This window comes from Streptomyces sp. NPDC048275, assembly GCF_040652275.1.
GTDB lineage: Bacteria > Actinomycetota > Actinomycetes > Streptomycetales > Streptomycetaceae > Streptomyces.
Map to the genome: position 1 here is coordinate 39471 of NZ_JBEZLR010000031.1, position 13141 is coordinate 52611.

The window sequence follows — 13141 nt, forward strand, 5'->3', positions numbered from 1 at the left end:
CCCAGCGGCACCGGAAGCAGAGTCAGCGAAGGATCCGGACATGACCCGTCACACCGTGGCTCCCAAAGGACAGGGCGGCCGGGGCGCCTTCCACCGCATCGCCGACGCGGTACGTGCCGCCGCGCCCGGCGACCTGGTGGTGATCGCCCCCGGAACCTGGACCGAGGCCGTGGTGCTGGACCGCCCCGTCGTGCTGGCGACCGAGCACGGAGGGGGTGGCGTCGTCCTGGCCGCGCCGTCCGGCGACCGCCCGGCGCTCACCGTGGACGGCCCGGACTGCGCCGTGCACGGCGTCACCCTGCACGGCGCCGACGACGGTGCCCCGGTGGTCGCGGTCTCACCCGGCGCCGGACTGGTCCTGGAGGACTGCACCGTCGAGGGCGGCCGGATCCAGGCCCGCGGCCCGGAGGACGAGGAGAGCGGGACCACCGCCCTCATCCTGCGGCGCTGCCACGTCGAGCGTGCCCGGCTGGCCGGTCTGCACCTCGCCGGAGCGGTCCGAGCCCAGCTCGACGACACCAGCGTCCAGGGTGTCGACGGAACGGGCATCGTGCTGTCGGGAACGGCCCGCCTGAACGCCGTACGCCTGCGGCTGGACCGTACGACGGGATCGGGTCTGCGGTTGCGCGGCGGCGCGCGGCTGCGGCTCGCCGACTCCGTACTGACCGGCACCGGCCGGGCCGGACTCCTGCTGGAGGACCGTACCGAGGCCACCGCGGGTGAGCTGGTCATCGACTCGTCCGGTGCGGCGGGCGTGCACCTGACCGGCACGGCGCAGGCGGAGTTCACCGACTGCCGGATCCGCGCCGCCACCGCCAGCGGGCTCGTCGTCCAGGACGACGCCGTGCTGAGCGCCGACGGCTGCGCGGTGACCGGTTCCGGGGCGAACGGGCTCCTGGTCACCGGCGCCGGGCAGGCCACGCTGGCGGACTGCCGGATCGACCGCAGCGCCTTCAGCGCCGTGCACCTGTCCGACACCGCCACGGTCCGGCTCACGGACTGCCTGGTGCGCGACGGCGCCGAGCACGGGGTCCACGCGGTGGGCCGGGCCCGCCTCGAACTCACGGACTGCGGGGTGCGCAACGCCGCCATGACCGGGGTCACCGTCCTCGAGCAGGCCGCGGCGACGGTCACCGGCTGCCGGATCGACGGTGTCACGACCGGGATCGGCGTCGGCTCGGGAACGGGCAGCCGCATCGAGCACACCACCGTGACCGCAACCAAGGAGATCGGGATCCAGGTCGCCACCGGCGGCACCGCGGTCCTCGCCGACGTACGGATCAGCGGAGCGGGAGCGGCCGGCGTGGTCGTCGACCAGGGCGCGGACGCCACGGTCGAGGGCGGCTCGGTGGAGGACTGCGCGGGATCCGGCGTCGTCGTGTGGACCAAGGCCCGGCCCACCGTCACCGGCCTGCGCATCCACCAGCCGGCCAAGAACGGGGTCTTCCTCGCCGAGGGCGCGGGCGGCACCTTCACCTCGCTGGAGGTGACCGGTTCCGGCTTTCCCGCGCTGCACATCGGCGCGTCCGCCGACCCGGCGCTGCGGCACTGCCGGATCAGGGAGTGCGCGGACGCGCTCGGGCTGGACGAGGGCGCGGTCCCGGAACTCGAGGACTGCACGGTCGACGGCACTCCCCTGACGCTCGGCGCGCCCGCATCGGCCCCGGCCGCCGCCTCCGGGGCTCCGGGCGCCCACGCCCCGGCGCCGCGCCCGGACGGGGCCGCCGACGACCAGGAGGCGCCCGAGGAGGAACACCTGGACGACCTGCTCGGCGAGCTGACCGCCCTCGTCGGTCTCGACCGCGTCAAGCACGACGTCGGTTCGCTGGTGAAGCTGATGCAGACGGTCCGGCGCCGCGAGGAGGCAGGTCTGCCCGCCCCGCCGCTCAGCCGCCACCTGGTCTTCGCGGGAAACCCCGGAACCGGCAAGACCACCGTGGCCCGGCTGTACGGCAGGATCCTCAAGGCCCTGGGACTGCTGCGCAACGGCCACCTGGTCGAGGTCGACCGCACGGCCCTCGTCGGCGAGTACGTGGGCCACACCGGCCCGAAGACCACCGCCGCGTTCAACCGCTCCTTGGGCGGCGTGCTCTTCATCGACGAGGCGTACAGCCTGGCCCCGCTCGCCGCGGGCAACGACTTCGGCACGGAGGCCGTGGCGACCCTCGTCAAGCTGATGGAGGACCACCGGGACGACGTGGTCGTCATCGCCGCCGGCTACCCCGGCGACATGGACCGCTTCATCAGCTCCAACCCGGGCCTCGCCTCCCGCTTCGGCCGCACCCTGCTCTTCGAGGACTACGACGCCGCCGAGTTGGTGTCGATCGTCGAGCACCAGGCCGAGGAGCACCAGTACGCGCTCACCTCCGCCGCCCGCGACGACCTGTCCCTCCTCTTCACGCACATGCCGCGCGGCGAGGGCTTCGGCAACGGCCGCTCGGCGCGGCAGATCTTCCAGGAGATGACCGAACGCCAGGCGCAGCGCGTCGCGGAACTGGCCGACCCCACCGCGGACCAGCTCATGGCCCTCGAAACCCAGGACCTCCCCCAGCCGCCCACCGGCGGCTGACCCCGCACCGAACTGCGGCTCCCGCCGGGCCTCACAAGCGTCGTGAGGCCTGGCCGCGTCTGGCCGCCGTTCGGTAGGGGGACGTCCAAACCGCGATGAGCTCGCAGTGCTTGGGGTTCTCACTGGGCGTTTGATGTTGATTCGCGCTGACCGTTTCAACATGCTTTGCCTCATTTATCGCCGACGCGCACGGCTTGAAACGCCTGGAAGCTCCCTGTCGACAGGGAGCTTCCACTTCACGGCCAGACCAGACGGTGCCCAGTCGGAACCGGGCCGAAGCATGGGGAAGCCTGGTTCCCCTTCGAAAGCGGCCACGTGGACGACCCGCTGGACCTGGTGACTCTTCTGGAGTTCCCCCGCCCCTGTTGCCCGCCCGGGTGTCTCACTCGCGCGGGCGATATCCGTTGCGGTGGTTGATCCACCATCTCCAGGGGCGCAACCGGCGGTTCAGGGGGTCCGGGGTACGGCTGTGTCAGTCGGGAGATCTCGCCGGCAGCCATGGTTCGTGCCATCGCGGATATCCGGCGACGAGCTTGCTCGCGCCCGCCGGTCCCCAGGTCCCCTGCCGGTAGTGTTCGGGGTCGCCGGGCGCCTCCAGCAGTGGCTGAACGATTCGCCACGTCTCCTCCACCGAGTCCTCCCGGGTGAACAGGCTCGCGTTGCCTTGCATCGCATCACTGAGCAGGCGCTCGTACGGTTCGGGTGCCTCACCCAGCGCGGCCGCGAAGAGGAGGTCAAGGTCCACCAGTTGCGTGTCCTGCTTGCCCGGCTGCTTGGCCTGGATGCGGAAGTCCATGCCAGGGTTCGGATCGATCCGCAGGATCCACTGGTCGGGCTCGGGCGCGAACCGCTCCGCGAACGCAAGCCGCGGCGGGCGCTTGAACACGATCCGGATCTCGGTCACTCGCTCGGGGAGCGACTTGCCGGCGCGGATGAAGAACGGCACCCCGGACCAGCGCCAGTTCTCGACCTCCAGCCGCAACCCGACGAAGGTCTCGGTGCGCGAGCGCGGCCGCACGCCGGGGACCCGCAGGTACCCCTCGTACTGCCCGCGGACGTAGTGGGCCGGGTCGGCGTCGGGGATCGCCCGGAACACATCAACCCGCCGGTCTCGGAGCGCGTCCGCATCGGCGGCTGATGGCGGCTCGGACGCCACCAGGGCGAGCAGCTGCAGCAGATGGTTCTGCACGACGTCGCGGAGCGCGCCGACCGGGTCGTAGAAGTGGCCGCGGTCCTCGACCCCGAAGTCCTCGGCCATGGTGATCTGCACGCAGGAGACGTGGTCGCGGTTCCACACCGGCTCGAACACGGAGTTGGCGAACCGCAGGAACAGGATGTCCATCGCCGGCTCTTTGCCGAGGAAGTGGTCGATCCTCAGCAGCTGATCCTCGTCGAGGAGCTGACGCAGCTCGGCGTTGAGGGCGCGCGCCGACGCGAGGTCATGCCCGAACGGTTTCTCCACGACAACCCGGGCGCCCTTGGTCAGCCCGGCGCCTGCCAGGCCCCCGACCACCCGGGCAAACAGCGACGGCGGGATCTCCAGGTAGAAGACGGGGCGCCGCCTGCCGTTGATCGCCCGGGCGAGGCGATGGAACGTCTCCTCGTCGGTGTAATCGCCCTGCACGTAGCTGAGTCGGGCGGCGAACCGGGCAAAGACGCTGTCGTCGAGCGGCTCGCCCGCTGCCTTGATCGCCGCGCGGGCGTGGTCACGCAGCGCGTCGTCGGACCAGCCGTCGCGCGCCACTCCGACGATCGGGCAGGTCAACAGCTTGCGCCGCTCAAGCCGATAGAGCGAGCGAAACGTCATCTTTCGCGCGAGGTCGCCAGTGATCCCGAAAATGACCAGCACGTCTGCGGGAACGTTCGACGAGTTCAGAGCCATCTGATCCCCCTTACGGGGCCGGTACGGCAATAGGGTCGGGCGTCATGGTCATGCTGGCGACTGGGGGCCGGCGCGAGCCGGGCCCTGGCCGGCCGCCGCGTCCGCGAGGACGAGCGACGCCGCCGCCTCGACCCGGCCGGCGGGAATCGACCGGTCTCCCGCAACGAGCCTTGAGAGCGGTTCGCGCTTGTCCGCTCCGGTGATGAGCCAGAGCACTTGCTGGGCGCGGGCGAGCGCAGGATAGGTGAGCGTCATGCGCTGGTGGCCCATGTAGGGCGCCGTCAGGGCCACCAGCCGGTCCGAGACGTCGAGCACCGGGTCCCGTGGCACCAGCGAGGCGGTGTGCCCGTCCGGGCCGAGGCCCTCGCGTCGACGTCCTCCTCCGCCTTGCAGCTCGACGCACCAGACCCCGCTCACCTGCGCCGACAAGGCACCACTGCTTCCCTCCGACTTGATCCGCCGGACAGGCCCTGGCCGGTACGGGGTGAGCACCTCGGCCGGCAGCACGTTCGTCGGCGAGCCCATCACTTCGCGGTACGCCCGGTACACGTCGAGGCCGACGGCGAGGGTGTCGGTGAGGCCGGCCGGTGCGGAGCCGCAAGGGCCGGCATTGCCTCGGATTCGCCCCCGTCCGACGGCAGCGTCTCTCCGATCGCGCCATGGTCGAAGAAGGCTTTCATGCTCTGGCCCTGCTCATCGAGCGCCTGGGTTACGTTCACGCCTGCTCCCCACCGGCGGCCACGCACTCGCGGGCAACCTGGGTGACTTTCTCGGGAGTGAAGCCGAATTTGGTCAGCAGCATCTTGAGCGGCGCCGATGCCCCGAACGTGTGCATGCCGACGACCGCGCCGCCGTCGCCGACGTAACGGTCCCAGCCGAGGGTCGCCGCCTGCTCGATGGCGACCCGGGCCCTGACCCCGGGCGGGATGACCGAGTCGCGGTATTCCTTGGGCTGGCGGTCGAACAATTCCCAGCAGGGCATACTCACCACGCGAGCCGCGAGGCCCTCTGCCGCGAGCTCGCCACGGGCCGCGAGCGCGAGTTGCACCTCCGATCCCGTGGCGAGCAGGATGACGTCGGGCTTGCCGTCCGCCGCGTCGACCAGAACATAGGCTCCCCTGGCCACCCCGGATGCGGCCCCCATCTCGGAGCGGTCGAGGGTAGGCAGTGCCTGACGGGAAAGGACCAGCACCGCCGGCTCGTGCCTGAGCGCGGCGACGACCCGCCAGGTCTCGACGACCTCGTTCGCGTCGGCCGGGCGGAAGACCAGCAGCCCCGGCATCGCGCGCAGCGACGCGAGCTGCTCGACCGGCTGATGGGTGGGACCGTCCTCGCCGACCCCGATCGAGTCGTGGGTGAAGATGTGCACGACCGGGATCTCCATCAGCGCTGAAAGCCGGATCGCGCCGCGTGCGTAGTCCGAGAAGATCAGGAACCCCGACCAGTACGAGCGCAGCTTGGTCAGCGCCATCCCGTTCGTGATCGCGGCGGCGGCGTGCTCGCGGATCCCGAAGTGCAGGTTGCGCCCCGAGCGGTCATCGGCCTGGAAGTCACCGGCGCCAAAGAACGTGAGGTTGGTCTTGGTCGACGGCGAAAGGTCCGCCGACCCGCCAAGCACCCACGGCACGGCTTGGGCAAGCGCGTTGAGGACCTGGCCGCTGGAGTCACGGCCGGCGACGCCCTTGGGGTCGGCCGGGAAGGTCGGCAGCGCCGCCTCCCAGCCCTCCGGCAGGTCACGCCGCTGGATGCGCTCCAGCTCGTCGGCGAGCTCGGGATGGGTGGTTCGGTAGGCCTCGAATCGAGCCTCCCAGCTCGTCCGGGCTTCTCGACCGCGCGCGCCGATGCCTGCGGCGAAGTGCTCGTAGACGCCGTCGGGAACGAAGAAGTCCTTGTCCTCCGGCATCCCGAGGAATCGCTTGGTCGACTTGACGCCCTCCATGCCGAACGGAGCGCCGTGCGCCTTCGGGGTGTCCTCGACCGGTGACCCGTAGCCGATGTGGCTGTGCACCACGATGAGCGTCGGGCGCTCGTTCTCGGTCTTGAAGGTGTGCAGCGCGCGGGCCACGGCGTCGAGGTCGTTGGCGTCGGCCACGGTGGTGACGTTCCAGCCGTAGCCGATGAACCGGGCCGCCGCATCCTCGGTGAACGTGATGTCGGTGTGGCCCTCGATCGTCACCCGGTTGGAGTCGTAGATCCAGCAAAGGTTCGACAGCCGCTGGTGGGCCGCGAGCGAGGCAGCCTCCGAGGAGATCCCCTCCATCATGCAGCCGTCGCCGGCCATCGCGTACACGTCGAAGTCGAAGACGGTGAAATCGTCGCGGTTGTACCGGGCGGCGAGCCACTGCCCGGCGATCGCCATCCCGACTGAGGTCGCAACGCCCTGGCCGAGCGGGCCGGTCGTGGTCTCCACGCCGCTGGTCCACCGGTACTCCGGGTGCCCGGGGCAGCGCGAGCCGAGCTGGCGGAACGTCCTGAGGTCGTCGAGGGCCACGGCGTGTCGGCCGAGGACCTCGTAGTCGGGGTCGACAGCCTGCACGCCGGCGAGGTGGAGCAGTGACCACAGCAACGCGGAGGCGTGTCCTTCCGACAGCACGAAGCGGTCGCGGTTGGGCCAGATCGGGTCGGTCGGGTCGAAGCGCAGGAAGCGGTGCCAGAGCGTGTACGCGACCGGGGCGATTCCCATCGGTGTCCCCGGATGGCCGGAGTTGGCCGCCTGGATGGCGTCCATGCACAGAGTGCGGATCGTGTTGACGGAAAGTGTTTCCAGGTCGTTGTTGCTCAATGCGAGCCTCCCTGAAGGTGCTGCCCCTGCGCTCATATCGAGGGCGGCAGACTAGGTTTGAGCTTTCCCGGCCGGGGCGAAGAGCGCCGCGCCGACAATGCCCGCATCGTTCAACAGTTGCGCCGGCACGATCTCGGTCCTGAGCTCGATGTACGGCAGGAACTTGTCGGCCTTCTTGCTGACGCCGCCGCCGATGACAATCAGGTCGGGCCACAGCAGCCGCTGGACGAGCTCGAGATACGTCTCCAGACGGTGCGCCCATTTCTTCCAGGACAGGTCGTCGTGCTCGCGCACCGACTCCGCGGCCCAGTCCTCGGCATCCCCGTGGTGCAGCGGCAGGTGCCCCAGCTCGCTGTTGGGCACCAGGAACCCGTCGGAGAAGACGGCGCTGCCGATACCGGTGCCGAGCGTCACCATCACGACGACGCCCTTGCGTCCCTTGCCGGCGCCGAAGCGCATCTCGGCGATCCCGGCCGCGTCGGCGTCGTTCACTACCCGCACGTCGCGGCCGGTCGCTCGTGCGAAGAGCTGGGCCGCGTCCGTCTCCATCCAGGCCGGGTCGATATTGGACGTCGTCTGGACTTTGCCGCCCCGGATGACTGCCGGGAGCGTCAGCCCGACCGGTCCCGGGACGCCGATCTGGGAGAGCACCTGCACGACCACGTCCGCGACTGCCCCCGGGGTCGCCGGATGCGGGGTCGGGATCCGGACCCGCTCACCGATGAGGCTGCCGAGCTCGAGGTCGACCGGCGCTCCCTTGATACCGGTCCCGCCGATGTCGACCCCCAGCACGTGGGCCGTCTTGTCCAGACTTGCCTGCGCCACTGCCCGCTCCCCTCAGGGGCTGGCCCAAAATGTGCTGTGAATTTTGGACGTCAGGCCCCGCATGAGCTTCGTCATACAATTCTTAACACTCGCACATGTACCTTATGTTCGCTACATCGCCCTTATGGGGTTATATCAAAGCGCAAGGGGTACATCTAAGCATTGCGCGCCCTCAACGGCATTGACCTTCCCCTCTGTTCGAGAGGAACGTGACTGGGACTCAAGCCGGCCGCGACGGTAACCTCCAGCAATTTTCGGAAATCAAGCCGACTGGGAACCCGTCCCACAGGCCCCCCGCATCCATGAGCCGTTGCCTCTCCCCACCCGGACCGGCCGCGACCAGAGCTTACGGAGGCGTGATGCCAACCCGCCCGATCCGCCTGCTTCTTGCCGACGTCGACGGCACTCTGGTCACGAGCGACAAGGCCCTCACCGACCGCGCCGTCCGTGCGGTCCACAAGCTCTACGACGCCGGCGTCCTCTTCGCGGTGACCAGCGGGAGACCACCCCGCGGCATGTCCATGATCATCGAGCCCCTGGCGCTGGTCACTGAACTCGCCGCCTTCAATGGCGGTCTCATCGTCAACCCGGATTTGACCGTTGTCGAGCAGCAGGTCATTCCCGCGGAGGTGGTGGCCCCGGTCGTCGCGCTGATGGAGTCGTTCGGCCTCAGCGTCTGGATCTACCGGGGTGCCGACTGGTACGTCCGCGACGTGAAGGGGCCGCACGTGGATCGCGAGAGCTGGACGGTGCAGTTCGCGCCCACGCTCGTTCCCGGCTTCGACGGGCTCGAGCAGGACACCGCCAAGGTCGTCGGGGTCAGCGATGACCACCAGGTGGTCGAGGCGGCCGCGGTCGCAGCTCGCGCGCAGTTCGGCGAGCATGTCTCGGCCGCGCGCTCGCAGCCCTACTACCTCGATGTGACCCATCCGCAGGCGAACAAGGGGGGTGTCGTCAAGTACTGGTCCGCCAAGCTCCAGATTTCCCCCGAACAGATCGCCACGATCGGCGACATGCCCAACGACGTACTGATGTTTGCCCACTCGGGACTGTCCATCGCGATGGGCAACGCCAGTCACGAGGTCCAGCGCGCGGCGAGGCGGGTTACAACGAGCAACGAGGAGGAGGGCTTCGCGAACGCGGTCGAGCAGTTCATCCTCTGACCCGCGTCACCGCATGCCCGGGCCTGGCGCCCTGAGCCTGAGACCTGGCCTGGTCAAGGAGGAGGACCGTGAGCGTCCAGCAGGAGAAGCAACGTGCCGCCGAGGCTGCGGCCGAGCTGATAGAGGACGGCATGACCGTCGGCCTCGGCACCGGCTCGACCGTCGCCTACCTCTTGCCTGCGCTGGCCCGCCGCCGTCTGTCACTGCGGTGTGTCGCGACGTCGCCGCGGACCGAGGAGGCGGCCCTGATGCTCGATCTGCGGGTCGAACCGTTCGGCAGCATCGACCGCTTCGACGTCACGATTGACGGTGCGGACCAGATAGCGCCGGACGGCTGGCTCGTCAAGGGCGGCGGCGCCGCGCACACCAGGGAGAAGATTGTCGCGGCGGCCGCCGACCGCTTCGTCGTGATCGCCGACTCGAGCAAACGAGTGGCAGCGCTGCAACCGCCGGTCCCACTCGAGCTGCTCGAGTTCGGGCTGGCCGCGACCATGTGCCTGCTCCGCCCGGTTTCCCTGCGCAACGCGCCACGCAGCCCCGACGGCGGCGTTATCGCGGACTACCACGGTGCCGTCGACGACCCCGCGGGCCTGGCGGCGTTGCTCGGTGCCACCCCCGGCGTCGTCGAGCACGGACTGTTCCCTCCGACGCTGGTCGCCGATGTGTTCGTCGCCCGCGGCGACTCGGTCGAGCACCACAATCATGCCAAGTCACGAGCCTGAGAGGATATTTGGTGTGGGCGGATCGCCCTTTGTCTCCTCCGCTCCGGCGCCCGGTCCTTCGCCAGCTTCTCTGCCACCAGTTCCCGCAACTGCTGATTCCCGGCCGGCAAACACGGTTTGGGCCGTCGCGCGCGATGCCAGACCCGGTTCCCGGGTGCGCGGTGGCCGGGCTCACCCGCCCGGCTTACCCTTTCGCCAGTACGGCCGGGCCGGGAGCACGACACCACCTGCGCCCGCCACCACGGGCTGGTCGAGGCACTCAACCGCATCGCGGCCGAGCCGGACATGCCGACCCTGGTCGACCTCGGCCACGAGAACGCCGGCGACGGCTTCCGCCACCCCTTCAAGAAGCCCGCCGGAGGCGAGCTGACCGAGAAGCAACAGACGTATAGGGCTCCACCTCCGGGAGCAGTCACACGAGCTGCATAACCAATTCGTCCGAGGGGATTCCTTGCATGTCCGTACCCCTTCGTATTTTGCTGGACAATGCCGCGCCACCGGCCGGGAAATCATCCCGGCCGGTGGCGTCTCTGGCAGGCGGTCCGGTGGGGTCAGGCCATCGGGCTGACCGCAGAGCAGTCACCGAAGAACACGCACCCCGCGCCCTGCCCGTCGGGGACCACGTCCAGCGGGTCCGTCAGGGATTCCGAGAGCTTTTTCGACGCTTCGAACCCCGCCGGCCGTCGGATCCAGCGTCCCGTGACGGGGTCCTTCTCGCCGGTCTCCTGGAGACGGATCCAGTCCTGTACGTCGTCGGTGGTGATGTTGCCGATGGTGGCGGGCGTCGGCCTCGGAGAACTCGCCGAACCTCTCGGACTCCCAGGACCCGCCGCGCCCTCCCTGGAGTCAGCGAACCTGGAAGCTCGCCGTGCCGTCCTTGCGGATCCGCTTCCTGATCGTTGCCATGAGGCGGGACCGTAGATCGAAAATCCGGCCGCATCTGGCCGCCCTTCGGCCAAGCCGGGCCACGAAAAAGCCCCTCACCTGCATTCGCGCAGGTGAGAGGCTTCCTCTCACAGGGTGAGTGACGGGACTTGAACCCGCGACATCCTGGACCACAACCAGGTGCTCTACCAGCTGAGCTACACCCACCACGACCGGTCTTGGTTTCCCTGACCGGCCGAGAAAAAGTGTACAGGGTCCGAAGGGGTGCTCGCGCCCGCCTTTGCGCGGCGCCCGTCAGGGGTCCGTCAGGGCCCCGGACGCGGCTCGTCGCAAGGCTTCCGCGCGGCTCATTCCGTGGGCGGGACGTGCTTCGCGGCGATGGTGCGGGCGGTGTCCGAGTCGGGGCCGGGCTGCGGAACGAAGATCGCCTCGCGGTAGTAGCGCAACTCCACGATGGAATCGCGGATGTCGGCCAGGGCGCGATGGTTGCCGTTCTTCTCCGGGCTGTTGAAATACGCCCGGGGGTACCAGCGGCGGGCCAGCTCCTTGACGGAGGAGACGTCCACGATGCGGTAGTGGAGGTAGTCCTCCAGCGTGGGCATGTCGCGCAGCAGGAAGCCCCGGTCCGTACCGACCGAGTTTCCGCACAGCGGCGCCTTGCCGGGCTCCTTGACGTGCTCACGTACGTAGGAGAGGACCTGCTCCTCGGCGTCCGCCAAGGTCGTGCCCGCGGCCAGCTCGGAGAGGAGGCCGGAGGCCGTGTGCATCTGGCGCACCACGTCCGGCATCGTCTCCAGCGCGGCGTCCGGCGGGCGGATCACGATGTCCACCCCTTCACCGAGTACGTTCAGCTCCGAGTCGGTGACCAGCGCGGCCACCTCGATGAGTGCGTCCTCCGACAGCGAGAGCCCGGTCATCTCGCAGTCGATCCACACCATGCGATCGTTCATGAGCCTTACCCTACGGCGCACTCCGGCGCACGGGCAGATGCGGGACGGCGGCCCGGGACGCGAAAGTCCCAGGCCGCCGTCCGGGCGGTACCTCGAGTTACGGCGCGCTGCGCTGCCCCGGCAGGCTCGGCCGCCCCGCCGCGTACAGTTCCGCGCCCGACTTGCCATGATCCGTCGCCGTCGACAGCGACGTGGACGGGCCCAGGGCGCTGGCGGCCGCCGTACGGCGGGTCTGCATCGGCACCGGGTTCTCCTGGCTCAGCGGCGGTGGCCCGGCCGGGCCCGGCGCGCTGTCCACGTCCGGCGACCGCTCGGACTGCGGCCTGCGCGCCCGGTACGCCGCCCGGTACGCGGCCGGGGACGAGCCCAGCTGGCGCCGGAAGTGACCCCGCAGCGCGACCGGCGAGCGGAAGCCGCAACGGCCCGCGACCTCGTCGACCGAGTAGTCGGAGGTCTCGAGCAGTCGCTGCGCCTGCAGCACCCGCTGAGTGATCAGCCACTGCAGGGGAGCGCTCCCCGTGAGCGAGCGGAAGCGGCGGTCGAAGGTGCGGCGGCTCATGTAGGCGCGTGCCGCCAGCGTCTCGACGTCGAACTGCTCGTGGAGGTGCTCCAGCGCCCAGGCGACGACCTCCGCGAGGGGGTCGGCACCGATCTCCTCAGGTAAAGACCGATCGAGATAGCGCTCCTGGCCGCCACTTCGGCGCGGGGGCACGACAAGCCGGCGGGCCAGCGCGCCGGCCGCCTCGTTGCCGTGGTCCGTCCGCACGATGTGGAGACAGAGATCGATTCCGGCCGCGGTGCCCGCTGAGGTGAGGACATCGCCGTCGTCCACGAACAGCTCGCGTGGATCGACGTGGACCGACGGATAGCGCTTGGCCAGCGTCGGCGCGTACATCCAGTGGGTGGTCGCGGGACGGCCGTCCAGCAGTCCGGCGGCGGCCAGCACAAAGGCGCCGGTGCACAGTCCGACTATGCGGGCACCCTCCTCGTGCGCCCGACGCAGCGCGTCGAGCGCGTCTCCCGGTGGCGGGGAGGTGATCGACCGCCAGGCCGGCACCACGACGGTGCCCGCCCGCGAGATCGCCTCCAGGCCATGCGGCGTGGTGAGTTCCAGGCCCCCTGTGGTCCGCAGTGGGCCTTCCTCGCCACCGCACACCAGCAGTCGGTAGCGCGGCACGCCGGCGTCCTGGCGGTCAATCCCGAACACCGACAGCGGTATGGAACTCTCGAAGATGGGGCCGCCGCTGAACAGCAGCACCGCGACGATCTCCTTGCGGCGTCGCCCGGAAAGTTTCCGGGCAGCGGCTTCCGGCGCGGCAGTGGAGTCGTGGCTCATACTGCTAAGCCCCCCTCGGTGGTCGCG

At 69.9% G+C, this 13141-nt stretch carries 9 protein-coding genes, 1 tRNA gene and 1 pseudogene; 4 read left to right on the forward strand and 7 right to left on the reverse strand.

Translation table 11 applies throughout. The annotated features are described in order from the left end of the window. Positions 1-40: 40 nt before the first annotated feature. On the forward strand, positions 41-2569 hold the full coding sequence (locus AB0D57_RS20055; protein WP_362074206.1) for a right-handed parallel beta-helix repeat-containing protein: 2529 nt from the start codon (positions 41-43) through the stop codon (positions 2567-2569). Between the two features lie 472 nt (positions 2570-3041). Here the strand turns inward: AB0D57_RS20055 and zwf are convergent, their stop codons facing one another. The 4 genes from zwf to ppgK form a co-directional block, all read right to left on the reverse strand. Continuing rightward, complete coding sequence (zwf, locus tag AB0D57_RS20060) at positions 3042-4451, reverse strand: glucose-6-phosphate dehydrogenase (RefSeq protein ID WP_362074209.1); 1410 nt, start codon at positions 4449-4451, stop codon at positions 3042-3044. 48 nt (positions 4452-4499) lie between these two features. After that, positions 4500-4976, reverse strand: coding sequence for a 6-phosphogluconolactonase (locus tag AB0D57_RS20065; protein WP_362074212.1), 477 nt, complete (start codon positions 4974-4976; stop codon positions 4500-4502). 190 nt (positions 4977-5166) lie between these two features. Continuing rightward, entirely contained in the window at positions 5167-7233 is a 2067-nt protein-coding gene (gene tkt, locus AB0D57_RS20070) for a transketolase (protein WP_362074215.1), read from the reverse strand. 51 nt (positions 7234-7284) lie between these two features. Further along, the gene (gene ppgK, locus AB0D57_RS20075) at positions 7285-8058 is read right to left on the reverse strand and encodes a polyphosphate--glucose phosphotransferase (RefSeq protein ID WP_362074218.1); all 774 of its coding nucleotides are present in this window, start codon (positions 8056-8058) and stop codon (positions 7285-7287) included. 359 nt (positions 8059-8417) lie between these two features. Here ppgK and AB0D57_RS20080 point away from each other — a divergent pair, with 359 nt between their 5' ends. The 3 genes and pseudogenes from AB0D57_RS20080 to AB0D57_RS20090 form a co-directional block, all read left to right on the forward strand. After that, on the forward strand, positions 8418-9221 hold the full coding sequence (locus AB0D57_RS20080) for a Cof-type HAD-IIB family hydrolase (RefSeq protein ID WP_362074222.1): 804 nt from the start codon (positions 8418-8420) through the stop codon (positions 9219-9221). A gap of 68 nt (positions 9222-9289) precedes the next feature. Continuing rightward, a complete protein-coding gene (gene rpiA, locus AB0D57_RS20085; RefSeq protein ID WP_362074225.1) occupies positions 9290-9943 on the forward strand; it encodes a ribose 5-phosphate isomerase A in 654 nt (217 codons plus the stop codon). A gap of 189 nt (positions 9944-10132) precedes the next feature. Beyond that, a pseudogene (locus tag AB0D57_RS20090) lies at positions 10133-10333 on the forward strand (transposase family protein); the annotation flags it as partial. Positions 10334-10962: 629 nt separating this feature from the next. Here the strand turns inward: AB0D57_RS20090 and AB0D57_RS20095 are convergent. From AB0D57_RS20095 to AB0D57_RS20105, 3 genes are all read right to left on the reverse strand, one after another. Beyond that, a tRNA-His gene (locus AB0D57_RS20095) sits at positions 10963-11035 on the reverse strand. A gap of 140 nt (positions 11036-11175) precedes the next feature. Next, positions 11176-11778 carry an oligoribonuclease gene (gene orn / locus AB0D57_RS20100; protein ID WP_362074228.1) on the reverse strand — a complete coding sequence of 201 codons (603 nt, stop codon included), beginning with the start codon at positions 11776-11778 and terminating at the stop codon, positions 11176-11178. 97 nt (positions 11779-11875) lie between these two features. Further along, the gene (locus AB0D57_RS20105) at positions 11876-13114 is read right to left on the reverse strand and encodes a helix-turn-helix domain-containing protein (protein WP_362074231.1); all 1239 of its coding nucleotides are present in this window, start codon (positions 13112-13114) and stop codon (positions 11876-11878) included. Positions 13115-13141: the final 27 nt, after the last annotated feature.